The sequence below is a fragment of the Chitinophaga oryziterrae genome (assembly GCF_009758125.1).
GTDB classification, from domain to species: Bacteria; Bacteroidota; Bacteroidia; order Chitinophagales; family Chitinophagaceae; genus Chitinophaga; species Chitinophaga oryziterrae.
This window is the reverse complement of sequence record NZ_WRXO01000010.1, coordinates 116,069-140,598: the sequence shown is the minus strand read 5'-3', so window position 1 is coordinate 140,598 and position 24,530 is coordinate 116,069. Positions and strand designations below refer to the sequence as shown.

At 42.8% G+C, this 24,530-nt stretch carries 27 protein-coding genes; 13 read left to right on the top strand and 14 right to left on the bottom strand.

Annotated elements, in window-relative coordinates:
* Positions 1-378: a response regulator gene (locus GO495_RS26405; RefSeq protein ID WP_240915339.1), complete on the bottom strand. Its 378-nt coding sequence runs from the start codon at positions 376-378 to the stop codon at positions 1-3.
* A 74-nt stretch (positions 379-452) separates the two neighbouring features.
* The gene (locus GO495_RS26400) at positions 453-1,892 is read right to left on the bottom strand and encodes a sensor histidine kinase (protein ID WP_157302953.1); all 1,440 of its coding nucleotides are present in this window, start codon (positions 1,890-1,892) and stop codon (positions 453-455) included.
* A gap of 371 nt (positions 1,893-2,263) precedes the next feature.
* On the opposite strand from GO495_RS26400, the gene GO495_RS26395 reads away from it, so the two are divergent.
* Together GO495_RS26395 and GO495_RS26390 are read left to right on the top strand one after the other, a co-directional pair.
* Positions 2,264-2,542 (top strand): hypothetical protein, encoded by a 279-nt coding sequence (locus tag GO495_RS26395; RefSeq protein ID WP_157302952.1) that lies wholly within the window; start codon positions 2,264-2,266, stop codon positions 2,540-2,542.
* A gap of 20 nt (positions 2,543-2,562) precedes the next feature.
* A complete protein-coding gene (locus tag GO495_RS26390; RefSeq protein ID WP_157302951.1) occupies positions 2,563-3,195 on the top strand; it encodes a YciE/YciF ferroxidase family protein in 633 nt (210 codons plus the stop codon).
* A gap of 231 nt (positions 3,196-3,426) precedes the next feature.
* Here the strand turns inward: GO495_RS26390 and GO495_RS26385 are convergent, their stop codons facing one another.
* A complete protein-coding gene (locus tag GO495_RS26385; RefSeq protein WP_157302950.1) occupies positions 3,427-3,774 on the bottom strand; it encodes a hypothetical protein in 348 nt (115 codons plus the stop codon).
* An 88-nt stretch (positions 3,775-3,862) separates the two neighbouring features.
* Here GO495_RS26385 and ku point away from each other — a divergent pair, with 88 nt between their 5' ends.
* Together ku and GO495_RS26375 are read left to right on the top strand one after the other, a co-directional pair.
* Positions 3,863-4,639, top strand: coding sequence for a non-homologous end joining protein Ku (gene ku / locus GO495_RS26380; protein WP_157302949.1), 777 nt, complete (start codon positions 3,863-3,865; stop codon positions 4,637-4,639).
* Between the two features lie 45 nt (positions 4,640-4,684).
* Entirely contained in the window at positions 4,685-5,122 is a 438-nt protein-coding gene (locus GO495_RS26375; RefSeq protein ID WP_157302948.1) for a hypothetical protein, read from the top strand.
* A 2-nt stretch (positions 5,123-5,124) separates the two neighbouring features.
* On the opposite strand, the gene chrA is transcribed toward GO495_RS26375, so the two are convergent.
* Entirely contained in the window at positions 5,125-6,279 is a 1,155-nt protein-coding gene (gene chrA / locus GO495_RS26370; protein WP_157302947.1) for a chromate efflux transporter, read from the bottom strand.
* A gap of 178 nt (positions 6,280-6,457) precedes the next feature.
* On the opposite strand from chrA, the gene GO495_RS26365 reads away from it, so the two are divergent.
* Positions 6,458-6,826 carry a hypothetical protein gene (locus tag GO495_RS26365; RefSeq protein ID WP_157302946.1) on the top strand — a complete coding sequence of 123 codons (369 nt, stop codon included), beginning with the start codon at positions 6,458-6,460 and terminating at the stop codon, positions 6,824-6,826.
* Between the two features lie 32 nt (positions 6,827-6,858).
* Here GO495_RS26365 and GO495_RS26360 read toward each other — a convergent pair whose 3' ends face one another.
* The 3 genes from GO495_RS26360 to asnS all read right to left on the bottom strand — a co-directional run bounded on the left by GO495_RS26360 (position 6,859) and on the right by asnS (position 9,962).
* Positions 6,859-7,815, bottom strand: a complete 957-nt coding sequence (locus GO495_RS26360) for an isopenicillin N synthase family dioxygenase (RefSeq protein WP_157302945.1) — start codon at positions 7,813-7,815, stop codon at positions 6,859-6,861.
* 28 nt (positions 7,816-7,843) lie between these two features.
* Positions 7,844-8,380 (bottom strand): biopolymer transporter ExbD, encoded by a 537-nt coding sequence (locus GO495_RS26355; protein ID WP_157302944.1) that lies wholly within the window; start codon positions 8,378-8,380, stop codon positions 7,844-7,846.
* Positions 8,381-8,522: 142 nt separating this feature from the next.
* Complete coding sequence (gene asnS / locus GO495_RS26350; RefSeq protein WP_157302943.1) at positions 8,523-9,962, bottom strand: asparagine--tRNA ligase; 1,440 nt, start codon at positions 9,960-9,962, stop codon at positions 8,523-8,525.
* Between the two features lie 477 nt (positions 9,963-10,439).
* Between asnS and rho the strand changes: the two genes are divergently transcribed.
* A complete protein-coding gene (gene rho, locus GO495_RS26345; protein ID WP_157303129.1) occupies positions 10,440-12,149 on the top strand; it encodes a transcription termination factor Rho in 1,710 nt (569 codons plus the stop codon).
* Positions 12,150-12,183: 34 nt separating this feature from the next.
* Here the strand turns inward: rho and GO495_RS26340 are convergent, their stop codons facing one another.
* The 7 genes from GO495_RS26340 to trmB form a co-directional block, all read right to left on the bottom strand.
* Positions 12,184-12,939, bottom strand: a complete 756-nt coding sequence (locus tag GO495_RS26340; protein WP_157302942.1) for a LytR/AlgR family response regulator transcription factor — start codon at positions 12,937-12,939, stop codon at positions 12,184-12,186.
* 27 nt (positions 12,940-12,966) lie between these two features.
* Complete coding sequence (locus GO495_RS26335; protein ID WP_157302941.1) at positions 12,967-15,045, bottom strand: histidine kinase; 2,079 nt, start codon at positions 15,043-15,045, stop codon at positions 12,967-12,969.
* A gap of 17 nt (positions 15,046-15,062) precedes the next feature.
* Positions 15,063-15,293, bottom strand: coding sequence for a 4a-hydroxytetrahydrobiopterin dehydratase (locus GO495_RS26330; RefSeq protein WP_157302940.1), 231 nt, complete (start codon positions 15,291-15,293; stop codon positions 15,063-15,065).
* A gap of 81 nt (positions 15,294-15,374) precedes the next feature.
* A complete protein-coding gene (locus GO495_RS26325; protein WP_089781952.1) occupies positions 15,375-15,818 on the bottom strand; it encodes an IPExxxVDY family protein in 444 nt (147 codons plus the stop codon).
* 68 nt (positions 15,819-15,886) lie between these two features.
* Entirely contained in the window at positions 15,887-16,024 is a 138-nt protein-coding gene (locus tag GO495_RS32005; RefSeq protein ID WP_170302728.1) for a hypothetical protein, read from the bottom strand.
* Positions 15,960-16,154, bottom strand: coding sequence for a C1orf53 family protein (locus GO495_RS26320; RefSeq protein WP_157302939.1), 195 nt, complete (start codon positions 16,152-16,154; stop codon positions 15,960-15,962). The genes GO495_RS32005 and GO495_RS26320 overlap by 65 nt, the downstream gene beginning before the upstream one ends.
* Positions 16,126-16,833, bottom strand: a complete 708-nt coding sequence (trmB, locus tag GO495_RS26315) for a tRNA (guanosine(46)-N7)-methyltransferase TrmB (RefSeq protein ID WP_157302938.1) — start codon at positions 16,831-16,833, stop codon at positions 16,126-16,128. The genes GO495_RS26320 and trmB overlap by 29 nt, the downstream gene beginning before the upstream one ends.
* A gap of 407 nt (positions 16,834-17,240) precedes the next feature.
* On the opposite strand from trmB, the gene GO495_RS26310 reads away from it, so the two are divergent.
* The 7 genes from GO495_RS26310 to tatC all read left to right on the top strand — a co-directional run bounded on the left by GO495_RS26310 (position 17,241) and on the right by tatC (position 24,515).
* Positions 17,241-17,708 (top strand): Lrp/AsnC ligand binding domain-containing protein, encoded by a 468-nt coding sequence (locus GO495_RS26310; RefSeq protein WP_012788686.1) that lies wholly within the window; start codon positions 17,241-17,243, stop codon positions 17,706-17,708.
* Between the two features lie 79 nt (positions 17,709-17,787).
* A complete protein-coding gene (locus GO495_RS26305; protein ID WP_157302937.1) occupies positions 17,788-18,714 on the top strand; it encodes a tryptophan 2,3-dioxygenase family protein in 927 nt (308 codons plus the stop codon).
* A gap of 229 nt (positions 18,715-18,943) precedes the next feature.
* A complete protein-coding gene (locus tag GO495_RS26300; RefSeq protein ID WP_157302936.1) occupies positions 18,944-19,672 on the top strand; it encodes a DUF4290 domain-containing protein in 729 nt (242 codons plus the stop codon).
* Positions 19,669-20,976, top strand: a complete 1,308-nt coding sequence (murA, locus tag GO495_RS26295; protein ID WP_338075467.1) for a UDP-N-acetylglucosamine 1-carboxyvinyltransferase — start codon at positions 19,669-19,671, stop codon at positions 20,974-20,976. The genes GO495_RS26300 and murA overlap by 4 nt, the downstream gene beginning before the upstream one ends.
* A gap of 83 nt (positions 20,977-21,059) precedes the next feature.
* Positions 21,060-21,626 (top strand): guanylate kinase, encoded by a 567-nt coding sequence (gene gmk, locus GO495_RS26290; RefSeq protein ID WP_157302935.1) that lies wholly within the window; start codon positions 21,060-21,062, stop codon positions 21,624-21,626.
* A 78-nt stretch (positions 21,627-21,704) separates the two neighbouring features.
* Positions 21,705-22,973, top strand: coding sequence for a hemolysin family protein (locus GO495_RS26285; RefSeq protein WP_157302934.1), 1,269 nt, complete (start codon positions 21,705-21,707; stop codon positions 22,971-22,973).
* 684 nt (positions 22,974-23,657) lie between these two features.
* Entirely contained in the window at positions 23,658-24,515 is an 858-nt protein-coding gene (gene tatC, locus GO495_RS26280) for a twin-arginine translocase subunit TatC (RefSeq protein WP_157302933.1), read from the top strand.
* Positions 24,516-24,530: the final 15 nt, after the last annotated feature.

Genomic DNA, 24,530 nt, shown 5'->3' with positions numbered 1-24,530 from the left:
TTATACATTTGGCAGTTCTGCAATTTCAAACCAGTATTTCCCCCATGCACGGGTAAATTCTACCAGCCCCGAATATGTGACTGGTTTGATAATAAAGTTGTTTACGCCCGGCTCGTAAGTTTTAATGACATCTTTTTCTTTCATTGACGTAGTCAGGATGATTACTGGTATGCTTTTTAGTACATGGTCAGTTTTCGGATCCTTTAACGTTTCGCACCCGTTTTTCTCAGGTATATTCAGGTCCAGCAGGATAATTTGTGGAAATGGGTGTAGCGTTTCGTCCGCATAATGCCCGCTACATTTCAGATAATGAAACAATTCTTCCCCGTTCTCCACGAAGCTAATGTGGTGCTGTGTACTGTTTTGTACTGTTTTCATCAAAAGCTGCCTTAATTAATTCTCTGTCATATGCATCATCATCAGCAATAAGGATGCTAATCTTTCAGGCAGTTTTAATTTGAGTCATTCTGCTGGGTTTGGGTGAGTGGCAAGATGACAACAAAGGCCGCTCCTTTGCCAGGGTCGCCGTAAGCCATGATCTGTCCATGATGGCTATCGACGATTTTTTTGCATATCGCAAGTCCTATACCGGTTCCGGAGTATTCACTCATACCGTGCAGGCGTTGAAAGAGTTGAAAGATCCTTTCAGCATAAACGGGGTCAAACCCTATCCCGTTATCTTCTATATATATACGGCAGAAGGTATCTTCCGCGCGGTTTTCATTTATTAGATTTTCAAGTTCTTTCCCTTTGAGTACCTGACTGGTGATATTGATGACCAGCTGACGGTCGGGATGTGCAAATTTGATAGCATTCGCCAGTATGTTCTGAAAAAGTTGGTGGAAGGATGTGGCGCTGCCTTCAATAACAGGGAGTGGCCCTGCTGTTACGGATGCGTTATGTTCCTGTAAACTTACTTCAAGGTCGCTGATTACTTCCTGTAGCAGGGTGTCCATATCTACGGGAGTAATGCTTTCAGGTGTGATGCGTCCTGCGCGGGAAAAGAGCAGCAGGTCATTGATCAGCACGCGCATCCTGGATACTGCGCTTACCATACGGTCCAGCATCTGGCTGGCTTCGGGTGGCAGTTGTTCCCCGTATTTCAATTGCAGGCGATCACTGAAGGTGGATATTTTGCGTAGAGGTTCCTGCAGATCGTGTGAGGCAACGTAGGCAAATTGCTCTAATTCCTCATTCGATTTGTTTAAAAGGAGAATGTTTTGTTGCAAATTACGCTGGTAAGATTTGAGCCTTGTTTCTATATGTAGCTGTAAACGGAATTCCCGGGTGAGAGTAATATAAGAGTAAATGCCAATAAGGATAGCTACGAGTGATGAAATGAATATTACGGGTACCCAGATGGCGGAGAAGAAATCGTAGAGTTCTGATTTCTGATGCAGGTGTGCTTCTTCTATCAACATCATGTCCTGCACTTTACGTTCTATTTTAGACATGGATTTTTCTCCCTGTTGTACGGCGGAGGTATCTTTCTGTAAAGAAGTTTTCTGTTGTTCTCCTTCCATTAATTGCCGGTATTTTTTATCCAGCAATGATTTGAGTGTATCCAGGTGTAGTTGCTGCTGAGGATTATCGGCAGTTACCCGTCGAAGGATCAGGTATTGTTCCTCTATTTTGATACTGCGTTTTTGCATACTTGGCTCCAGGAAGGAGGTATCTTTTGTGATGTTGTAACCGCGGATAGCTGATTCAGCATCTTTGAGCTGCCGGGTGATTACTTCAAGACGTTTGGATACTTCAATGGTATGATTCATCCATTTTGCATTGTCGAGTAGTTTTTTTGTTACAAGATAAGAGCATATGGATGCGGCGATTACTACAGTGCATGCTATAAAAAAGCCTAACCTTACCTTTTTCTGTACTGGAATGTGCATGTGCCTTAACTATTAGATAGAGAGTACGCATTCGAATTTACTATATTATTAATAATCAGCATGAATTATTCTTAGGTAATGTGGGGAATAGCTGATAAAGTATGCAACAATTTCTACACTGTGAAAGTGCATTAAAGTTGTGATCGCTGTATAGATTCATATAGGCATATACGTGAATAATAAATTACCGGGAGGTTGTATTGTCGCCAACTTGCAGCGGAATATATTTTATGCATTTCACTGATAGTATTCTGATTATTTCTTTGATGGAATGAACTTTGTCCTTTTTAATTACGGAAAGGCTGAAAGACACAGACAATAAACAGCAATGGTCAACGGATTTGTTTACTCACTCAAATAAGAATTTAGCCATGCAACACCATACTCATTCATCAACAGGTGATCCTGATCCTGAACCTATCGGGGTTCCGGTAAGAGAACAACCCCCTAGTCCCGGGCCGGAAATTACGCCTCCGCCTTCACCACTTGGCCCACCACCACCGGTGCCCAACGAAGTGCCGGACCATGATATCCACCGTACACCTCCTGATCCTAAAGCAGAGGACAGCGATAAAGAGGCGATGATCGCAGAACAGGGAAGATGTACAGGAAAGATCTCCGGACCTGTTAAAGAAAAAATGATTTACTAATTACATAAACTCCGAATAAAATGGCAACTAAAATTCAGGTAAAAAACGGCAAATCAGCCGCTTCCACAAAACAAAGCAGCCCGGCTGCTACTGCTAAGAAAACTGTCGTTGTTACCCGTCCTGCTTCCAGATCAAAGTCAGGCAATAAAGGACAGGAATCATCATCCAAATTCTATAAATTGTTTATGGATGAACTGAAAGATATTTACTGGGCGGAGAAAGCGCTGGTAAAAGCATTAGGTAAAATGCAAAAAGCAGCAACGTCTGAAGAACTGGTGAAAGCGATTACTGACCACCAGGAACAAACAAAAGGGCATGTTGAAAGACTGGAACAGGTATTTGAACTGCTTGGTCAGGAGCCTAAGGCAAAGAAATGTGAAGCAATGTCCGGACTGATAGCAGAAGGACAGGAAGTGGTAGATGATACTGAGGAAGATACTGCGGTAAGAGATGCCGGTATCATCATCTGTGCACAGAAGATCGAGCACTACGAAATTTCTGCCTATGGTAGTTTACGTACGCTTGCGAATGTAATGGGACATACTGATGTTGCTGATATTTTCTCACAAACGTTAACTGAAGAAAAGGATGCAGACAGTCTGCTGACACAAATAGCTGAGTCTTCTGTAAATGAAGAGGCTTCTGCTGAATAATATCATTCGTCAATAAAAACCTCGGGGCCTCTGCATGTAAAAATGCAGGAGGCCTTTTTTTTGCAAATCAGTATGTAGGTTATGGATATGCTTGCCAGAGCAATAGCTACATGTTGGGGAGAAACTACCGCAAGTAAGAGAGCGGATAACAGTGGCTTTGCGTAAAAGAACCTGGATAAAGAAACGAGGGGATTGCATGTTATATGCAATCCCCTCGCTGTAATGATTTAATTACGCAAAAAGCAACTGATCTTCTCTGTCCTCTACCGGTATTTTCTGGATAAATTCGTCAAAACCTGCCTCTTCATGCGTACTGTACATGCCGTAGGCATCCAGTACGTAGCCTATTTCTCCTTCTTTGTCTTCAATGAGGTATAATACGGACGTATCACCCGGATCAGACTCTCCTTCAAACCGATAGGTTTTAATGATCTTCAACTCATCAGGGTTGTAGATCTTTTGTTTTTCTTTATTCTGCATCCTGCCATGGTCACTCATTTTTAATTCGTGATCAAGGCCTTTCTCATGCAATTTTTCTAACACCCTGCTTAGGGTTGTCATTTCACCAGGCTTTTCCATAAACAAAGGTTTTTATGATAACGTAAAGTCCAAAAGCCATGCCATGGCATGTACTTTGAATTTAATTAAAACATTAAATCCTACTATTATGAGAGCAGTATGGTCAGGAACAATCGGGTTCGGGTTAGTGAATATCCCTGTAAAGTTGTACAGTGCGGTGCAGGATAGCAGACTGGACCTGGATATGCTTGATAAGAAAAATCATGCGCATATTAAATTTCAGCGTATAAATGAGGATACGGGGAAAGAAGTCCCCTGGGAGCAGGTTGTGAAAGGGTATTTATACAATGATGAATACATTATACTGGATGACAATGATTTTCAGGATGCCAGTCCTGAGAAGAGCAAGATCATCACCATCGAATCTTTTGTAGATGAAGCGGGAATAGATGATATCTATTTTGAAACACCGTATTATATAGAGCCGCAAAAGGCCGGTGCAAAAGCATATGAGTTGTTGTTGAAGACACTGGAGAAAACGGGGAAAGCGGGATTGGGGCGTTTTGTGTTACGCACCAGTGAACATCTTGTAGTAATACGTCCGCGTGAAAATTATTTGCTGTTGCATCAGCTACGTTTTGAACAGGAAATACGTTCACCTAAAGATCTTGTACTCCCTGCCAATTCCAAGATTGCGAAGAAAGAACTGGACATGGCGGTGCAACTGGTAGAACAGTATACCACCGATTTTGATATCACGCAGTTTAAGGATGAATATACAGCAGAGCTGATGAAAATTATTAAAGCAAAGGCGAGTGGAAAACGCCGCAGTGTGAAGAAGATGACCGTAGCGCATACAAAGAGTACTGATCTGTTCAGTCAGCTGAAAGCCAGTTTGGGCGGGAATAAAAAGCGGGCATCCTAATTGTTTTATTCCATTTATCTATTATTAACTTAAACCGGACCAGTTATGGAAACAGCTCATAGAACCGTTAATCTGGCACCCAGATATGGTATTACCATTGCCGTTATATCTATCGTATTCTCTATTATTTTTAATGTAACAAAGACTTCAGACAATCTGTGGACAGGCTACTTCGGAGCATTACTTGTGTTCCTTGGGGTATTGTTCTCCGTTATTCATTATAACAGTCAGCATCATGAAAAGACCTCAATGCTTGCACTGTTTGGCATGGGATTCCGCACAACATTATGGTCAGTCATCATCTTTTCCATGTTCTCTCTGGTATTTCACTTCTTTGAACCTGAGAGAACGGATAGCAGTAATTTCTGGATATCCCTGGTAGGAAATGTATTGTTTATACCCCTTATATTAGGCTTGCTGGCATCCTTAATTGCTGCCATGGCTTTTAAAAAGAATCAGAAAACTACAAAACCAGGGCGTTGATGCTATATCAGCCAGCCTAATATCAGGCAGGCGAGCACGATAAAGGGAGAGGGCAGCTTTGTAAACCAAAGCACAGAGAGGGTGGACAACATGATTAATATGTTGTACCAGTTGGTGGGAATAGCCATAAAAAGCATGATGGTGGCGGCCCACATAATACCTACCACGGCAGCATTGATACCTTCCAACGCACGGTAAATAATTACGTATTTCTTCAGATTATGCCATATTGGGAAGAAGAACAGTACAAGTAACAGGCTGGGTAAGAAGATGGCGATTGGCGCCAGCATACAACCCAGAAGCTGGTAGCCCGGGCCAAGATTACGCATCACCATTCCTCCTGCATAGGCAGTAATGGAGAAGGTGGGGCCAGGCATAGCCCTCATGATACCGGCACCTGTGAGCAGTTCTTCTGCGCTCATAAAGGATGATTTGGCACGGGTAACATACTGCTCCAGCATCATTGCAATGAGTATATCTCCGCCTCCGAATACAAGGCTGCCGAAACGGTAGAAGTTTTCAAACAGGTTGAAGGGACGACGGGTGATCCAGTCGTTTGTACGGGCCAGCTCGGAGAAGAATCCTGCCAGGATGAACAACAGGGCGAACAACCATATGTTGGTCCACTGGATTTTTTTAGGTTTATCAGCAATGTCCGGGATACGTTTGTCACTGAAATTTGATACAATTCCCCCCAGGATTATGAGGGCGGGGAAAGTCCAGGGTGATTTCAGGAAAAACGCTGCCAGCAGGGCAACAAGCATGATAGCGGTAGTGGCCTTACTGCGTATACTGATGCGGAAAGCCCGGATACTGCCATATACCAGGAACCCTACCGCCATAGGTTGTACGTATTTAAAGATATCGGTATTCAGCGCTTTCTGGTCGAAATACTGCAACAGGAAGCTCAATGAGCCCATCAGCAGACAGGCAGGTGAGATCCAGATCAACAGGGTAACGATGGCGAGTGGAACGCCGCCGCGCTTATAGCCAATGAGAGTGAGTGTTTGAGAAGAGGATGCCCCTGGCAGTAACTGGCAGAAGGCATTATACTCCATCAGCTCCTGTTCCGTCACATCCCTGCGTTGCTGCACGAATGTTTTCAACATCATGGCCAGGTGCCCCTGAGGGCCTCCATATGCCGTTATGCTGTGCATAAAGACTGCTTTTAGAAAAGGAATGTGGCGTAGAAACACTGATGAGAGATTATTCGGTGTCCGAATTTCAACAAAAAATTAAAGATAGCAAACTATTAAAAAAAGCAAATATACGGGCATAATACTTGTGATTGTTTTTTTTCAGGCCCACCTATGATTTACTCCAAAATTATGATATATGAAGAGACTTATGATTCTACTGCTCCTGGCTTTATCTTCTACAGCGCAGGCACAGCTATCTTTTTACAATAGCGATGCTTACTGGTCTAACCTCTGTTTACAGTCTTCCTGTATAGAATCGGCGGCGACAGATACCTGCCTGGTATTTGTGAGCAACCGTCACCTGCACCCGGACAGTCTGCGTTTTGTAGATGAATATGTGGATACGGCCGGACTTAAATATTTCTTTCTTCAGAAGAATGCGGGAAAGTGGTATGTATACCAGGCGCCAAGTTTACAGGATGCTATGCATCTGTTGCCCGAGAAAAGGGATATCGTGGTGTATGCGGAGGGAATGGGTAAGATATTCACTACCAATAATAAGTAAAGGCTCCTGTTTGATGCAGGAGCCTTTATCTTTTATTTTTTCAATCCTATTTCTCTTAATCTTTCATCCAGGTATTCACCGGCAGTAATAGGCTCATATTCGCGGGGATGTGTATCTGTGATACAGCTTTCCAGGCAATTGAGCGGCATCGCTGATCTGGGATGCAGGAAGAACGGAATGGAATAACGGCTGGTGTTCCACATTTCGCGGGGTGGATTCACTACGCGATGGGTCGTAGACTTCAACCTGTTATTCGTTAAACGCTGCAACATATCTCCCACATTTACTACGATCTGTTCCGGCAGGGATGTTACCGGCACCCAGTTATTCTGTTTATCGAGTATCTGCAAGCCATCTGCGGAAGCACCTACCAGGAAGGTAATAAGGTTGATGTCCTCATGTTGTTCTGCTCGGATGGCAGAAGCGGGTTCCTGTGTGATGGGGGGATAATGTATGGCCCTTAATATCGAATTACCATTATGTACCTGTGGGTCGAAATAATGCTCATTCAATCCCAGATATAATGCTATGGCCTGTAACAGGAAAGTACCTGACTTTTCAAAAGCCTGGTAGGCTTTGTAGAAAGTAGGGGTGAATTGCGGTATTTCCTTTACAGTAAGGTTATCCGGATATTCTGCTTTTACAGGATCATTGTCTTCTACTGTTTGTCCGAACTGGAAGAATTCTTTCAGATCAGGTGCATCGTATCCTTTGGCATGTTCTTTACCGAAGGATGTATAACCACGCTGTCCGGCCAGTTGAGGCAATTCGTACGAGCGTTTTACATCAGATGGTAATGTAAAGAACAACTGTACGTACTTGTAGAGATCAGCGATCAGTTCATCAGGAATACCGTGATTTTTTACTGCTACGAAACCTACTTCTTCGTATGCTTTTCCCAGCTCCTGCACAAAGGCATTTTTGCTGGCGGCGTCGCCTGAAGTGAAGGCGGCGAGGTCCACAACCGGAATGGAATGAGTTATTGCCATAGTAAATGTTTTACCTTACTAAGGTAGATTAAAATGAAGATTTGAGAAAGGCCTTTTCCTCTGGTGTAATATCTACCATGGCGTACCTGGAAATATCACCGATCAGCATTTCGTCCATGATATCTACTACATTTCTATAGTTAGCATCATTATCTGCTTTGATGAGGACCATGAGATCGTTTTTGCCAAAGCGCTTCAATACTTCGGTACGTTTAGCGAGAATGATATCACGGATACCATTTGTATTGGCAAAACGGGAGTTCAAGATTTTGGGCGGATGCTGTAGGTCATTACCCATGCCTGCATAGTAGCTGACTTTATCGTTGGCGCCGAGCAGGATGGTGAGAGATTTACTATCTGCGATGGCAGAAGGGTCTCCGTCATTGCGGGGCATGATAAGATCCATTGTTTTAGGTTGGGTTAAGGTAGTGGTAAGCATGAAGAAGGTGATCAACAGGAATCCAAGGTCTACCATAGGTGTCATATCTACACGGGTACTTAATTTTTTGGAACGTATGCCGCCTTTGTGGCTATTCTGTGAAGAGCCAGTGTTCATTTCAGCCATGACTGATAGTTTAAGATATGCAAGGAATAAGTGAAATGAAAGCGCTTTCAGTAGTATAGATGCAGGGGCTTGACTATTCCATAAGTGGGATTGGCAGAGATATAAAAAAAGCCCCGGAAATTTTTTCCGGGGCTTTTTTTATTTAAAATTCTGCACTTTTAGGTGTCCGTGGGAATGGAATCACATCGCGGATGTTACCCATACCTGTTACGAAGAGTACCAGTCTTTCAAAGCCAAGACCGAAGCCTGCATGAGGGCAGGCGCCAAAGCGGCGGGTATCCAGGTACCAGCTCATCTCATTTACGGGCAGGTGCATTTCTTCCATGCGGGTAACCAGTTTATCGTAGTTTTCTTCTCTTTGGGAACCACCTACAATTTCACCAATGCCAGGGAAGAGGATATCCATTGCACGTACGGTTTTCCCGTCTTCGTTCTGCTTCATATAGAACGCCTTGATAGCTTTAGGATAGTCCGTGAGGATTACCGGTTTCCTGAAATGTTTTTCTACCAGGAAGCGTTCGTGTTCGCTTTGAAGGTCTGCACCCCATTCTTCGATGATATAATTGAATTTCTTGGTTTTGTTTGGTTTACTGTTTTTCAGAATGTCGATAGCTTCTGTGTAAGTAAGGCGTTCGAATTCGTTGTTCAGCACAAACTCCAGTTTAGGAATAAGGCCCAATTCGCTGCGTTCCTGCTGAGGTTTCTGTTTATCTTCTTCTTCCAGGCGCTGGGCAAGGAATTCGAGATCTTCCCGGTTGTTTTCCAGTACATACCCTATTACGGATTTGATAAAGGCTTCAGCCAGGTTCATATTGTCTTCGAGATCATAGAAGGCCATTTCCGGCTCTATCATCCAGAATTCAGCGAGGTGGCGGGCCGTGTTGGAGTTTTCAGCGCGGAAGGTTGGTCCGAACGTATAGATATCACCAAATGCCATTGCCCCCAGTTCTCCTTCCAGTTGTCCGGAAACGGTAAGGTTAGTGGCTTTGCCGAAGAAATCTTCTTTATAATCTATTTCGCCGTTTTCTCCCAGTGGCGGATTCTTAATGTCCAGTGTGGTTACATGGAACATTTCGCCGGCGCCTTCTGCATCTGACGCAGTAATAATAGGCGTGTGCAGGTACACGAAGCCTCTTTCATTAAAGAACTTATGTACTGCGAAGGCCAGTGCATGGCGTACGCGGAAGATAGCGCCGAAGGTATTGGTGCGGAAACGCAGGTGGGCGATTTCGCGCAGATATTCCAGACTGGGGCGGTTTTTCAGCTGCAGCGGATATTTTTCCGGGTCACAATCGCCTAATATTTCAAGTTCTGCTGCTTTTACTTCCACACGTTGTCCTTTACCCAGGGAAGGGATTACGGCACCTTTCACGCTGATAGCAGCGCCGGTGGTAAGACGTTTAAGAATATCAGGTGTAATGGAATCCGGTTCCAGTACGATTTGCAGGTTATTATTAGTAGAGCCATCATTAAGGGCTATAAACTGGTTGTTACGGAAAGAACGTATCCAACCTTTTACTACTACATCATAGTTTGTGTTTTCGTCGAGCAGTATTTGCTTGACTTTCACCCTTTGGCTCATAACTGTATCAATTTTGGATTGCAAATTTAAGTGATAAGTGGGAAACTGCATAGGGATTAAAACGAGGGGAGTTGAGGAGATTGCTCAAAATGAAATGTTAAATAATAGCCGGCCGTAAATGACTGATTGGCAGGAATGTTGATGTATGTTTTGGAATGAGAACCTGAAAGATGCTATGGGAGGCTATTTTGCACTGTAGGAATTGGGGGAAAGGCTACATTGGACTAGATCAGAACTCGCCGGGGACGTGCTTTTTTTTTGGATAATAGCGAAACTTGTTTTAATCTTGCGTTACAATCTGCCTGATTAAGTTTTAATTTCCATCTTCATCAGCAGTCCTAAACTCAACATTCCCTATCAGATTTAATAACCAGATTAAATTTATTGGACTCAAAAAACAATTATTTGTAATTGGTGTATGTTGGTATGTAGTGGTACCCACCTCACAACACTTCTAAAATTTGACAACACACGATGATGTACGACATCTTACAATTGAACGACATGCTCGTTCCTGAGCTGCTTGACATTGCAGAGAAACTGGATGTGCCAAACGCCAAAAAATTGAGCAAACAGGATCTTATCTACAAAATTCTCGACAAGCAGGCAGTAATGGCCTCAGAAGGTAACCCGGCCAATGGAGAAGAAAAAAAGACACGTAAACGGAAATCAGCAAAGAATGAAGCAGAAGAAGCACCAGTAGCAGAATCCACGTCATCCGAAGAAAAACCTAAACGTGGCAGAAAACCCGCTGCCGGACTCAAAACAAAAGAACAGGAGCAGGAAGAGCAGAAGGCACAAGAGCCTAAAGCAAAGAAAAAAGACTTTGATATTGACCTGGATAGTATTCCATCTTTAACATTTGATGATGATGATGATGAGATTATTCCCCAGTTCACAGAGGATGAAATTGACGAGGATGACGAAGAAGTAATCACTTCTTTAACTTCACAGGACGAAGACGACGAAGAAGAAGACGATGATGATTTTGTGATGCCGGAACTCGAAGAGCCTGTCATAGCTGTACAGAAACAGCGTTTCCAGAAGAAAGAACCTGCCTTCAATATAGAATTTGATGGTATTATTATAAGTGAAGGCGTATTGGAAATGATGCCGGATGGTTATGGTTTCCTGCGTTCATCTGATTATAACTATTTAAGTTCCCCAGACGATATTTACGTTTCTCCTTCCCAGATCAAATTATTCGGACTTAAAACAGGTGATACTGTTAAAGGTTCCGTAAGACCTCCTAAAGAAGGCGAGAAATATTTTGCCCTGCTGAAAGTAGAAACGATCAATAACAAATCGCCTGAAGAAGTTCGCGACCGTGTTCCTTTTGATTATCTGACGCCGTTATTCCCCTTCGAGAAATTAAGATTAACAACTACTTCGAATAACTACTCTACCCGTATCATGGACATGTTTACCCCTATAGGTAAAGGCCAGCGCGGATTGATCGTAGCACAGCCAAAGGTTGGTAAAACCATGCTGCTGAAAGAAGTTGCGAATGCTATCGCTACTAACCACCCGGAAGTTTATCTGATGGTAGTACTGATAGATGAACGTCCTGAAGAGGTGACCGATATGGAACGTAGTGTAAAGGCAGAAGTAATTGCTTCTACTTTTGACGAACCTGCGGAAAAACACGTGAAAGTATCTGCTATCGCTTTGCAGAAAGCAAAACGCCTGGTAGAATGTGGACATGATGTAGTGATCCTGCTGGATTCCATTACGCGTCTTGCCCGCGCACACAATACCGTTGCACCTGCATCCGGTAAAGTATTGAGCGGTGGTGTGGAAGCAAACGCGATGCAGAAGCCAAAACAGTTCTTTGGTGCTGCCCGTAAAATCGAGAACGGTGGTTCCCTGACAATACTGGCTACAGCATTGATTGATACCGGTTCTAAAATGGATGAAGTTATCTTTGAAGAATTCAAGGGTACTGGTAACATGGAATTGCAGCTTGACCGTAAACTGGCCAACAGACGTGTATTCCCTGCTATCGATGTATCGGCATCATCTACCCGTCGTGATGACCTGCTGCTTGAAAAAGATATCCTGAAACGTTTACATATCCTCCGCAATCACCTGGCAGATATGAACACGGAAGAATCCATGCACTTCATGTTACAGCACATGAGAGGCACAAAGAATAATGAAGAATTCCTTATTTCAATGAATGGATAAAGAGATAAAAAAACCGGCGATATTCGCCGGTTTTTTATTTGTATTGTTTCCAATAGCCAATTAAATCTTTCTTCCTTCTCTCTGCTATTTCCAGCTTCTCCCCGTTTTTTAATGACAATTTGTTTGTATTTGGATTAATCTGACTGATCTGCGACAACTGTACCATCTGATAGTTATTCACCTGGTAAAAGCGTAATGTGCTGAACAGGTCCGCATAATAGCGGAAGGACCTTTCTGTTTGAAACTGCTGTCCGTCAAGTAAGTGAAAGGTGCATTTCTCTGCGCCGGCTTCCAGGTGAGTTATTTCATTTACGGCAATAGTACTGTCTTGTCCATTAGCCAGCGGCACCAGGATATTCAGCGAAATACTGCGTCCGCTGATGAAATTGTTCAGTAGTACTTTATAACGGTCTTTGCTTGCCTGTGTGATGATCCGCTTCTTAATTGTATGTACGGCAGCTGTCAGGCTTTCCCTGTCTATGGGTTTGAGTATGATTTCCACTTCACTGAAACGGATGGTATGCAGGAACTTCTTTTCGAAGGCGGTCACAAATACGGCTTCGAAAGGCGTTTCTTCCTGTGTGCCCATCAGTACGTCAAAGCCGGTGCCATCGGGCATTTCAAGATCGAGGAACACTAATTGCGGCTGATGCTGCTTAATGGTAGCGATGCCATCTGCACAGTCGCATGCGGTAGCCGCAATCTCTACTTCCGGGCAATACTTCTCCAGCATCAGGGCAATGATATCCCTGCTATTGCGTTCATCATCTATAATAACGGCCTTTATCATATTATATAAAGTGGGTAGTGTTGGCCTTTAAAGTTGGGGGATAAGAATCCTCACAATAGTACCACTTTCCCCAATATTATTTTCTGATTTATCAATGATGTCTATGTGAATTCCGGTATTATACATTTTATTGAGCAGCTCAGCCCTGTTAGAGCTGATTTCCATACCTGAAGACTGGTGATGTTTGGGCAGGGTTCGCATTGTTTTGGAGCGGGTAATCCCTATCCCGTTATCGTCTACCAGGCATTCCAGCATGTCAGATTCTATCTGGTTGAACTGGATGAACAGTTTACCAATAGGATGATCGCTGTTGGTCATGCCGTATTTTACTGCATTTTCCACATAAGGCTGCAACAGCATGGCCGGAATTTCCAGTTCGGCGGTAGCAATAGCCGGATCTACAATGATCTCGTATTCCATTTTATTCTCGAAACGCATCTTTTCAAGCCCCAAATAGGTACTGAGGTATGCAATTTCATCTGATAATGAAATGAAGTTGCGGCGGGAGAAGTCCAGTGTTTTACGGATCAGGTAAGAGAAATCGGATAAATATTTCTGTGCATATTCATAATCGCGCTGCATAACAAACAGCTGGATAGAATTAAGACAATTAAAGATAAAGTGAGGATTGATCTGCGCGCGGATGGCTTTCAGCTCTATCTCTGTCAGTTTTTTGTCGTATTCTGTTTCCAGCTGGATTTTACGTTGTTCGTCCAGCTCCTGTTTTTTTCGCAGGATTTCCGTGGTCTGTTCTTTCACGAGTTCTTCGAGTTGCTCGTTTAGTGTGTGTTGCAGCTCTTTGTTCCGGTTCAGTTGTTTGATCAGGAGTTCCTGGGTGCGGGTCCTTTCGTGGTGTACCAGTTTATTGCGGTAGCTGAGTCCTGCCAGGAAGAACATGGATTGCAGCAATACGCCCAGGATGATAAGCAGAGAAGGTGCAGAGATTTCTCCCAGTGCACTGATGAGACCCAGAGGGCGGATCAGCATGAGGAAGGAACCAAAGCAGGCCATGTAGAAACAGAGGGAGCCGAAGAGGAAAAAGCGTACCAGCGGATGATGGCGGGAACGCTTTGCAAGTGCGGCAAATACAGCCAGCAGAGGGAGCAGGGTAGCGAGGTATACATAACTGTAAATCATGCCGGGCACCTGATATTGTTCACGTGCGATGCAATAAAAGCAAATAATAATAATGCCGCCGATGAAGGCTGCTACCGTAGTAAAAAGCTTGTCCATGAAGGGATAGCGTTCCTGTAGGTTGAGGAAAGCGTTACCAAAGGACAGGTACATGAGGTAAAAGCAGAACAATAATGCCGGGATGTCCCAGTAATATTTGAGCATGGGCCAGTGGTAGAATATAGACAGCTGGTATGGTTTACTTTCCAGCCGGAGTGCAAAGAACAGGATTAACCCCAGCATATAAGCCGCAAAATACAGGTAGGAACGGTCTGGCAGCTGTATGTAGTTGATAATGGCAATGCAGAGGCATACCAGTAACATACCGAGTAGTACCTGGATAAGTACGGTCTCTTTGCGGTAATATTCCAGTTGTCTGTTGCGGAACTGCCCGTATTGCAATGCGTTGTATAATACGGGCATCAGTGGATTTTCGTTATAGTATTTGTTGGTGATGTGCAGGAGAAAGCTGCGGGATTGCCCTGGGGGAACAATTACTTTAAACCCGTAGTGCTCCCATCTTTCCACGTTTGCATTATCCTGCATCAGACCGGTGGTCATGAGCAGGTGGTAATTACCGGAGTAATCCTGTGCGTACCAGTACATATAATCATGCCATCCTGCAAAGAGGGTGAGCACGGAATCTTTTGTACCTGTATTCCGGACATGCAGCTTCAGCCAGCAATTGTGTACTTTTCCGCTGTTCTTTTTCTGCTCGTGGAAAAGTTGATCGTTGCGTGTAAATGATGATGATAATACCTGTTGTAGTGTTAGCTGTCCCCCATTGTCCTCAAGGCTTGATAAATAGGGCCTCAAGTCAATACGGGAAGGCAGATTTCCGAAATCTGCCTTCAATGTATCTTTTGTCGGCATCCCCCCAAAAACATCAATGGAGTAACAAAACAACAGTAATAGTATGTGGATACGAATCACTGTTTATGAATAAAATTTTATAACAAACTATCTATCGCTTTTGCCAGTTTATGGTCTTTTTCAGTGACCACACTGCCGGCTTCATGTGTATTCAAATATATTTCTACCTTATTGTAAACGTTGACCCAGTAAGGATGATGGTCCATTTTTTCTGCTACCATTGCGACTTTCGTCATAAATCCGAATGCATCTTTAAAATCAATAAACTCGAAAGCACGGTACAATTGGTTGTTTTTTTCCTGCCACATAACAAAAGAATTTATACATGAAACAATAGTTACTGTTCATGGGTGTGATTCGGTGAGGAAGATCCGGCATGGTGCCGGGTTTTAGAAGATGAGGTTCATCTTATTTTTAATATCTCTGATGTCTAATAAAGATACTAATTGTACAAGCTCTACACGGCGCAATTGATCTATTAATTTTTTCACGTCCTGTTGCTGATAGTAGTCACCTTTAATGAGCCAGAGATAATCGATATTCTTTAGCTCGGGGAGCAGGAATTCCGCTTTACAATGATTATTATAAAAGTAGTGTGATACTGATTTTGTAGGCTCTTCGTAGTCAAATACACTGAAATAGAAGGCCCTCTGATGTTTGGACAAGTTTATTTCCAGTGAGTTGTTGACCCGGAAATTATAATGCATATGGTTGTTTATCTGCCAGCAAAGCTGATAGTCGCGCGCTGAGGAAACGATACCTATGAGAAATGTAGACTCAAAGAAATCTTCCAGCAACTGATCCTGATCCAGCTTTAATTTGAGTACTGACATATTATTTGGTGGTTTTAGTTCGTGCAATGGCCGGTAGCCAAAGTACGTCTTTAAAATTTAATATTTTATCATCCTTTGCTGATATCTTCCGCTCCGGCATTTCCTGCATAAGGGCAGGAGTGGGAAAAAGATGAATTATGACTATTCTTCGTTTTGCCTTCTTCGGGCAAGGAGTGCTTCTTTTTTGGGAGATGTGACGTTTTCATATGCGTATGGACAATGTTTACAGCCATTTCCACAACAATGTCCACGTTTGATGTGAAATACTTCTGTCAGGACCACATATCCCTGTTCGTTATAATAGAAATCAATCCCCTCCACCAACGGTTGCTTCATCTGACGGCAGTTTTATGGTACGCCAGTCCAGCGGTTCAGCTGGCAATGCAAATTTAAGGAACCTGATGGTACGACCATCTTCCAGATGCATGCCTTCATAATAGGTCTTTATCTGTAAGAGAGGTGGTACTTCGGGGAGCGCATATACATCCGGGATATCTTCTATGAGGGTGCATCCGGCTGCAGCGATGACTTCCTGGGTGAACTGGTAGAGTTCAGGAGAGTCTGTTTTAAGATTGATAGTTCCTCCGGTTGCCAGTAAAGGCTGGTATAACTGAAGGAATTTCGGGTGTGTGAGCCTTTTTTTTGCTTTGGAGTTGCGCAGGAATGGGTCCGGAAAGGTGATCCAGATCTCTGCAATTTCTCCGGGAGCAAAATAATTGTTGAGTTTATCTATCTGTGTGCGGAGAAAAGCCGCGTTATTGATGGATTCGTCGAGGGCTGTTTTGGCGCCGCGCCAGATACGGTTCCCTTTAAGGTCTACGCCGAGGAAATTCCTTCCGGGGTATCTGCGGGCGAGTGCTACAGTGTAATCTCCTTTACCACAGGCCAGTTCGAGGGTAAGCGGGTGGTTGTTTTTGTAGAATGCAGACCATTGTCCCGGCATGTTTTCCGGGTAGATGAGTACATTCGGGAATGTTTCGATTTCTGCGAAACGTATTAATTTTTTGTGTCCCATTGGCGCAAAAGTAATTATTTCGGATTATTCTTTTTGCCGGGGTTAAAACAAAACGGCCTGTAAGTTACTCACTTACAGGCCGTTTATTAAGCTGTAGGGGAAGGGGTCGAACCTTCACGAGGCAGTTAGCCGCAGCACAAATAAGATTAGTGGTCAACCCATTACGCTGTGTTTATCCTGTGATCCCCACCCTCGAGACAAGAGGGCATGTCTGCCAGTTCCATCACCCCACAATTTTAAAGAGCTTGTTATTCTTTGTGCAAAAACGCTGTTTTGAATAACTATTATGATGCAAATCTAAAGACATAACTATTTTCTTGCAAATTTTTCAAGAAAAATTTTTGAAATTTCGAAATTTTTCAAATATTTGCATGTAGTTTTAATACATTCAAAAACAAATTGTAAAAATGAGCCACAATTTGAATATTGACAAACTAGATTTGCAGATCATCAGTGAAATGATGCATAATGCAGAAATCTCCTACGCTGACCTCGGGAAGAAACTTTTCGTTTCCGGTGGTACTATCCACGTTAGAATGAAGAAGCTACAAGAGCTGGGTATCGTTAAAGGTACAAAATTACATGTAGATTTAAAAATGATCGGCTACGATGTAATTGCCTTTATTGGTATTTATCTTGAAAAAAGCTCTATGTACGACACTGTGGCTAAAGAACTGCGTAAAATACCGGAGATGGTCCGGCTTAACTATACAACGGGCAGCTATAGTATGTTTGCCGAGATTATTTGTAAGGATATAACCCAGTTGAGGAGGATCCTGCATGATGAGTTGCAAAAAATAAAAGGTATTGAAAGAACCGAGACCCTGATATCCCTGGAAGAAAGTTTCTACAGAACGATTAACGTTGTGGAATAAGGTTATCTATCTTCGGTCTGCTTATAGTATTCCTGCAATGCAGGGAATGCTATAAGCAGGCAATTCATTAATTTACTTTATGGTTACAACAGAAATTGCCGATAAAATAAAGCGGCTGGAAGAAAAGTATGCCGCTATGGGCCAGGATATGTCTTCATACCTGGACGGGCTTATATATGCGGATTTCCTTACTTATTGGGATTATATCCAACTGGATGTATTACTAAACCTGCAGCATCCCCGTACGCCTATACCTGATGAGAATATTTTCATTATTTATCATCAGATCACAGAATTGTATTTCAAACTGAGTTTACAGGCAATAGAGCAAATCTGCACTGCTCCTGTATTAACGGTTGATATTTTCAGAACGCAGATAAAAAGGATCAATAACTATTTCCGTAACCTGATCAACTCTTTTGAGATCATGGTAGATGGGATGGATAAAGATCAGTTCCTGCAGTTCCGTATGGCATTGCTGCCTGCAAGCGGCTTTCAGAGCGGACAATTCCGTAAGATAGAGATTTGTTCCACTGAGCTGGTGAACCTGGTATATGAGCCACAGCGGGAAACATTGAGAAGCGCTGAAACCGCCACAATACTTGAAAACATCTATTGGCGCAGCGGAGCCACTGAACTGGCAACAGGCAAGAAAACGTTAACACTCCGCCAGTTTGAGCTTAAATATATGGATGAGTTCCTGTTACTGGCTACCCGTTATAAGGCTTACAATATGCAGGCCCGCTATAAGCAACTGAAGGCGGAAGAGCAGGCAGAACTGATACCATTGCTGAAGGAGTATGATCTGAATATTAATGTGAGATGGCCACTGATGCATTATAAGTCGGCCGTAAGGTACCTGAACCGGAAACCGGAAGACATTGCCGCTACAGGGGGGACCAACTGGCAGCAGTATCTTCCTCCAAAGCATAAACGTATCGTGTTCTTCCCGGAAGTATGGACAGAAGAAGAGATGAACAACTGGGGCAAAATAGCTTTTGAGTAAAGTATTGTAAACAAGGCTGTAAAGTTTTGTGAAAACTGCTTTAGCGGGGGTTTATCTATTCATATAATTAAACTATTTTTCATAAGTTTGCATAGAATGGTTGCTTTCACATATTAAGACTTACCCTAAGTACAATAATTGTCCTTCTTTAGCTGTTTTTCATTTGTGAAATGCGAGAGCATGACTTACCTTTCAAAATTACATTAAATATTATTTTTTAAATTGCGATATGGAATACAATACCACCCGTAACCATCTGATAATGAAGGAGTATGGAAGAAATATCCAGAAGATGATCGAATATGTGCTGAATATTGAGGATAGGGATATTCGCCAGGGTAATGCTATGTCCCTGATAGAGCTGATGGGTACGTTAAACCCTCATCTGCGCAATGTAGAGGACTTCAGGCATAAATTATGGGATCATCTTTTTTTAATATCCGACTTTAAACTGGATGTGGACTCTCCGTATCCTATTCCTACACGTGAAACCTTAAGGGCAAAGCCGGATAAGCTGCCTTACCCTAAGAAATACCCACGTAACCGTCACTTTGGAAAGAACCTGGAAATGGTCATTGACAAAGCGATCAGTGAAACAAATCCTGAAAAGAAAGAAGGATTTACCCAGTGTGTGGGTAATTACATGAAACTGGCCTATAGTAACTGGCACAAAGAAAGTGTGCATGATGATGCTATTAAGACCGAACTGAGTACTATTACCAATGGACAACTGGAATACCACCCCGGATATTCCAAACCAGTCGTAGAGGTTGCTGGACCTAACTACAATACCAACAGCGAATACCAGCGCCTTGCCGGAGCTGCTGCCAATGCCAGCAGTCCTAACAAACGCAAGAGCTTCCAGCAGAACAAGTTCAAAAGCAACAGCGGCAAGAGTAATAGCAATAAGCACAGTAACAACAATAACAACAAATACAATAAAAACAGGAACAAGTGAGTAGTGCTTTTGAAGTAAGAGGAGGCAACCGCCTTAAGGGGGAAATTGTGCCCCAGGGAGCCAAAAACGAAGCTTTACAGATTATCAGCGCCGTTTTACTGACCGCCGAAAAAGTGACCATCAGCAATATCCCGGATATTGTGGATGTAAACCTGCTGATAGAATTGCTGGGCGATATGGGCGTGAAGATAAACAGGACCAGCCGTGATACCTGTGAGTTTCAGGCCGATCAGATTGACCTTCCTTATATAGAAAGCGCAGACTTTAAGAAGAAATCAGGCCGTTTAAGAGGCTCTGTGATGATAGCCGGCCCATTGCTGGCGCGTTTTGGAAAGGCATACATTCCAAAGCCAGGTGGGGACAAGATAGGCCGTCGCCGGCTGGATACCCATATTATCGGTTTCGAGAAACTGGGTGTACAGTTCGTATATGATACAGATGATAATTACTTCCGACTGGAAACAAGCGGGCTGAAAGGAGCTTACATGCTGCTGGATGAACCGTCTGTAACTGGTACAGCCAATATTGTAATGGCGGCAGTGATGGCGGAAGGAATTACAACAATATACAATGCCGCCTGCGAACCATACCTGCAACAGCTTTGTAAGATGCTGATCAGTATGGGTGCAAAAATTAACGGGGTTGGATCGAACCTGTTAACTATTGAAGGCGTTAGTTCTTTACGCGGATGCAGTCATACCATGCTGCCTGATATGATCGAAATAGGATCTTTCATCGGGCTGGCAGCAATGACGCAGAGTGAGATCACCATTAAGAATGCAGGCGTGGAGCATCTGGGGATTATTCCTGAGAAGTTCCGTCAGCTGGGTATCCGCTTGGAGATCAGGGGAAATGATATTTATATTCCTTCCCAGGATTTTTATGAGATCCAGACATTCCTGGATGGCTCTATCTTAACTATTTCCGATCATCCCTGGCCTGGTTTTACACCGGACCTGCTGAGTATAGTACTGGTGGTCGCCACACAGGCAAGGGGAAGTGTAATGATCCATCAGAAGATGTTTGAAAGCCGTTTGTTCTTTGTGGACAAGCTGATTGATATGGGTGCGCAGATCGTATTATGCGATCCTCACCGTGCAGTTGTAATAGGAATGGACCGTCAGCATTCTTTACGTGGTATCACCATGTCTTCGCCTGATATACGTGCGGGAGTGTCGTTGCTGATAGCGGCATTGAGTGCGGATGGCAAGAGTACTATTCAGAATATTGAACAGATTGACCGTGGTTACCAGTACATCGACGAACGGTTGAGAAAACTGGGAGCGGATATAAAAAGAGTATAGTTTAGTTTAATAGCCGCAGGCTACGGGCTGAAGGAAGGATATTTAGTGACTTTCCCGGTTAGTAGCCTGCCACTATTTTAAGTATGAATAAGATCATCATTATTACAGCTCCATCCGGAGCAGGTAAGACCACTATCGTAAAAAAGTTGCTGGCAGCAATGCCTCAACTGGCTTTTTCTATTTCAGCCACTACCCGTGCAGCCAGGGAAACAGAGGTGGATGGACAAGATTATTACTTTCTTACCCCGGAAGATTTTCACAATAAGATAGAAGCGCATGCTTTTGCCGAATACGAAATGGTGTATGCCGGTAAGTATTACGGCACCCTGAAAGCTGAGTTACAGCGGATCTGGAATAATCTCCAGGTACCAATGGTCGATATTGACGTAAAGGGCGCTTTATCTATCAAAGAGAAATATCATGATTCTACATTAACGATTTTCATTGCCCCCCCTACATTAGATGCTTTACGCGTACGCCTCAGTGAACGTGGAACAGAAACACAGGCTTCCCTGGAAGAACGTTTGGGGAAAGCCCGATATGAACTGTCTTTTGCCCACGAGTTTGACGAGATAGTTGTGAATGATGAACTTGAAAGGGCATACGCGGAAGTGAAAGCATTGGTGCAGGCCTTTCTGCAAAACACATAATGGTTCGGTTCAATCTTTGCATAAGGTTGTCGGAACTTATTGTGTGGATTTGAAATTCCTTACTTTTGTCATTTATTTATGGATACTTATACACTCGTTATCCTTGCTATACTGGTATTACTGGCTGGTTTTTTCGCTGGCCTTGAGACGGCTTTCGCCAATGTGAATAAGTTAAGCATCGAATTGAAAAAGAAACAGGGCCGTGCCACAGGTAAAATACTGGCCAGTTTCAATGATAACCCTTCCCGTTTCCTGGCGACCAGTCTTTTGGGTCTTACCAGCGTAATAGTGATCTATGGGATCCTGTTTGTGGGCTTTTTTCAGCCTATGTGGAACAAGGTATTATCTCCCCAGGAAAACACCAGTTATCAGCCTCTTTTGCTGTTAATGGAAGTATTGCTGGCAACATTGATCCTCCTTTCTTTCGGATTTTTTATACCCCGCGCTATATTCCGCTCCCGTCCGGAAGCACTACTCAGTTTCTTTGCATTACCGATTTCTGCGATCTCGAAGCCGTTGTTTGTGGTAGGTAGTTTACTGGTATCGGTGTCTGAATGGATATTGAAATACCTGTTTAATGTACGGATCATAGAGAGTGCGACCTCTTTCCCAAGAGTGGATGTGGAACATTTTATACGGCAGTCTCAACAGCATGCAACAGAGAACCAGGAGCTGAATACAGAACTTTTTGAGAATGCGTTATCACTGGCGCATGTGAAAATAAGAGGATGTCTGATTCCCAGGAAAGAAATTGAAGCATTGGAAATTCAGAGCCCTATTGCGATGGCACAGCGTAAGTTTATGGAAACAAAGCTGTCTAAGATCATCGTATATGAAAATACAATAGATAATATACTGGGATATATTCACCAGCTGGACATGTTTAAGAGCCCGGCAGATATGCAGGTAATTTTACATCCGATACTGGTGGTGCCTGAAACAATGAGTGCGATAGATCTGTTGAGTAAGTTTAATAAAGAAAGAAAGAGTATTGCCTGGGTAGTGGATGAATTTGGGGGAACAGCGGGTATTGTAACAATAGAAGACGTATTGGAAGAAATATTCGGAGAGATCAAGGACGAGCATGATGTGGAAGAGTTTGTAGAGAAGCAGATCGCAGAGAAGGAATATATCTTCTCAGGCAGGCTGGAGCTGGATTATCTGAATGAGAAATACGGTTTTGACTTTCCTGAGGACGAGAGTGAAACACTTTCCGGGTATATAATAAATCATCATGAGACGATTCCAAGGTTAAAAGAGCGTATAATTATCGACGATTACGAGTTTGATGTATTGAATGTAACGGAGACAAGGATCGAAATGGTGAAGATGAAAGTGCTTGGATAAGTAATAAACAGAGAATTTGACGTTTTAAGTCGTAGAAGCCTGCATTTTATTTGCTTAGATCTCAATTATTTAGGAGAACTTACTAAATCCTGTAAAAGAAAAGAAATCAATTGTTGATATTGTTAAGTTTTTTTTAATATATTTGCAGTGTTGAAAAAGCATCCAACTGCTAAAACGATTTAAAAAAAGTAGTAGGGAATTAACACGAATTTTATACATTTGCTATAGTTAATGTAACACAATGATTTGATTTTTGTTAAAAGGATGTAAAAAAAATTGTTACAACATTGATAATAACATATTTCTTTCTATTTTTGTGATAGAAAATTTAAAGTAACCAGAAACACAAACTATTTTGAAAGCTTGCCATCAATCGGATAGCTAGTGAATCTGGAAACAAAGACATTCTCGAATTCAACTTTTTTGGGGTTAACAAACAATGGATGAAAGGCCGGCTCTTGATTCTTCTCGGGCTGGCTCTTTTTTTGTACATACCTCAACTGCTAAATCGTTTAATAACCCACAATCTCTTCTCTCTTTTTCCCGTATCTGTTTTACACGAAGGAATCTCCGTCTATTCTTTAAATTCCATTAAACTTTACACTTATCCGATTGTTCACTGCATTTTATTGTATGCATCCGCTATATTTGTGATCCTTATTAAACTCAGCCCGACTATCAGATATGTTCAAGAAACTTTTTGCAAATAACGGAGAGAAAGCGGAGATGTCTTTCTTTGACCACCTGGAAGACCTGCGCTGGCATATAGTTCGCTCGTTTGTCGCTATTGTTGTATTTAGCACTGTAGGGTTTATCTACACACAGGAAATACTGGATAATGTAGTCTTCGGGCCTACCAACAGAACTTTCCCTTCTTATGTGTTATTATGCAAGATCAGTCAACTGGTAGGCATGGGAGATAAATTGTGTATTACGCCTGTTGTTTTTAATTTCCAGAACCACCAGATGATAGGGCAGGTAATGTTACAGTTCAAGCTGGCATTTATCTTTGGACTGGTTGTAGCATTCCCTTATATTTTCTGGGAATTCTGGCGTTTTATAAAACCGGCATTGAAAGACAGGGAGTTGAGAGGAGCACGTGGCGTTATATTCTGGGTGTCTTTCCAGTTTTTTTTGGGGATAGGCTTCAGTTATTTTCTGATGGTGCCCTTTACCATCAACTTCCTGGCAGGTTATACTGTTACAACTAAAGTGGTTAATCAGTTCTTCATTGATGATTATTTCGATTTATTGTCGCAGATAGTACTTGGTATGGGTATTCTGTTTGAATTGCCGGTCCTGATATTCTTCCTGACCAAGATCGGTTTTGTTACACCTACCTTCCTGCGTACTTACCGTCGCCACGCAATCGTTGTTATACTGGTACTGGCTGCTGTTGTTACACCGCCTGATGTGGTGGACCAGATGATCGTATTTACACCGTTATATGCGCTGTATGAGATCAGTATCTATGTATCCAAGAGAGCATTGAAGGGCATGGAGGATAAAGAAAATGAACCGGAAGTAGAAGAATGGTCCTAACTTCATGTTTTTAAA

Bases quoted from the DNA above. Each gene is read 5' to 3' on its own strand.
- GO495_RS26360 (WP_157302945.1), bottom strand. From the start codon at position 7,815: ATGGCAATAACTCATTCCATTCCGGTTGTGGACCTCGCCGCCTTCACT.
- GO495_RS26405 (WP_240915339.1), bottom strand. From the start codon at position 378: ATGAAAACAGTACAAAACAGTACACAGCACCACATTAGCTTCGTGGAG.
- asnS (WP_157302943.1), bottom strand. From the start codon at position 9,962: ATGAGCCAAAGGGTGAAAGTCAAGCAAATACTGCTCGACGAAAACACA.
- GO495_RS32005 (WP_170302728.1), bottom strand. From the start codon at position 16,024: ATGAAAACGTCACATCTCCCAAAAAAGAAGCACTCCTTGCCCGAAGAA.
- tatC (WP_157302933.1), top strand. From the start codon at position 23,658: ATGTTCAAGAAACTTTTTGCAAATAACGGAGAGAAAGCGGAGATGTCT.
- gmk (WP_157302935.1), top strand. From the start codon at position 21,060: ATGAATAAGATCATCATTATTACAGCTCCATCCGGAGCAGGTAAGACC.
- GO495_RS26320 (WP_157302939.1), bottom strand. From the start codon at position 16,154: ATGAAGCAACCGTTGGTGGAGGGGATTGATTTCTATTATAACGAACAG.
- trmB (WP_157302938.1), bottom strand. From the start codon at position 16,833: ATGGGACACAAAAAATTAATACGTTTCGCAGAAATCGAAACATTCCCG.
- GO495_RS26285 (WP_157302934.1), top strand. From the start codon at position 21,705: ATGGATACTTATACACTCGTTATCCTTGCTATACTGGTATTACTGGCT.
- GO495_RS26375 (WP_157302948.1), top strand. From the start codon at position 4,685: ATGGAAACAGCTCATAGAACCGTTAATCTGGCACCCAGATATGGTATT.
- chrA (WP_157302947.1), bottom strand. From the start codon at position 6,279: ATGCACAGCATAACGGCATATGGAGGCCCTCAGGGGCACCTGGCCATG.
- GO495_RS26300 (WP_157302936.1), top strand. From the start codon at position 18,944: ATGGAATACAATACCACCCGTAACCATCTGATAATGAAGGAGTATGGA.
- GO495_RS26325 (WP_089781952.1), bottom strand. From the start codon at position 15,818: ATGTCAGTACTCAAATTAAAGCTGGATCAGGATCAGTTGCTGGAAGAT.
- GO495_RS26395 (WP_157302952.1), top strand. From the start codon at position 2,264: ATGCAACACCATACTCATTCATCAACAGGTGATCCTGATCCTGAACCT.
- GO495_RS26385 (WP_157302950.1), bottom strand. From the start codon at position 3,774: ATGGAAAAGCCTGGTGAAATGACAACCCTAAGCAGGGTGTTAGAAAAA.
- GO495_RS26365 (WP_157302946.1), top strand. From the start codon at position 6,458: ATGAAGAGACTTATGATTCTACTGCTCCTGGCTTTATCTTCTACAGCG.
- GO495_RS26400 (WP_157302953.1), bottom strand. From the start codon at position 1,892: ATGCACATTCCAGTACAGAAAAAGGTAAGGTTAGGCTTTTTTATAGCA.
- ku (WP_157302949.1), top strand. From the start codon at position 3,863: ATGAGAGCAGTATGGTCAGGAACAATCGGGTTCGGGTTAGTGAATATC.
- GO495_RS26330 (WP_157302940.1), bottom strand. From the start codon at position 15,293: ATGTGGCAGGAAAAAAACAACCAATTGTACCGTGCTTTCGAGTTTATT.
- GO495_RS26310 (WP_012788686.1), top strand. From the start codon at position 17,241: ATGAGCCACAATTTGAATATTGACAAACTAGATTTGCAGATCATCAGT.
- GO495_RS26340 (WP_157302942.1), bottom strand. From the start codon at position 12,939: ATGATAAAGGCCGTTATTATAGATGATGAACGCAATAGCAGGGATATC.
- GO495_RS26390 (WP_157302951.1), top strand. From the start codon at position 2,563: ATGGCAACTAAAATTCAGGTAAAAAACGGCAAATCAGCCGCTTCCACA.
- GO495_RS26355 (WP_157302944.1), bottom strand. From the start codon at position 8,380: ATGGCTGAAATGAACACTGGCTCTTCACAGAATAGCCACAAAGGCGGC.
- GO495_RS26305 (WP_157302937.1), top strand. From the start codon at position 17,788: ATGGTTACAACAGAAATTGCCGATAAAATAAAGCGGCTGGAAGAAAAG.
- rho (WP_157303129.1), top strand. From the start codon at position 10,440: ATGTACGACATCTTACAATTGAACGACATGCTCGTTCCTGAGCTGCTT.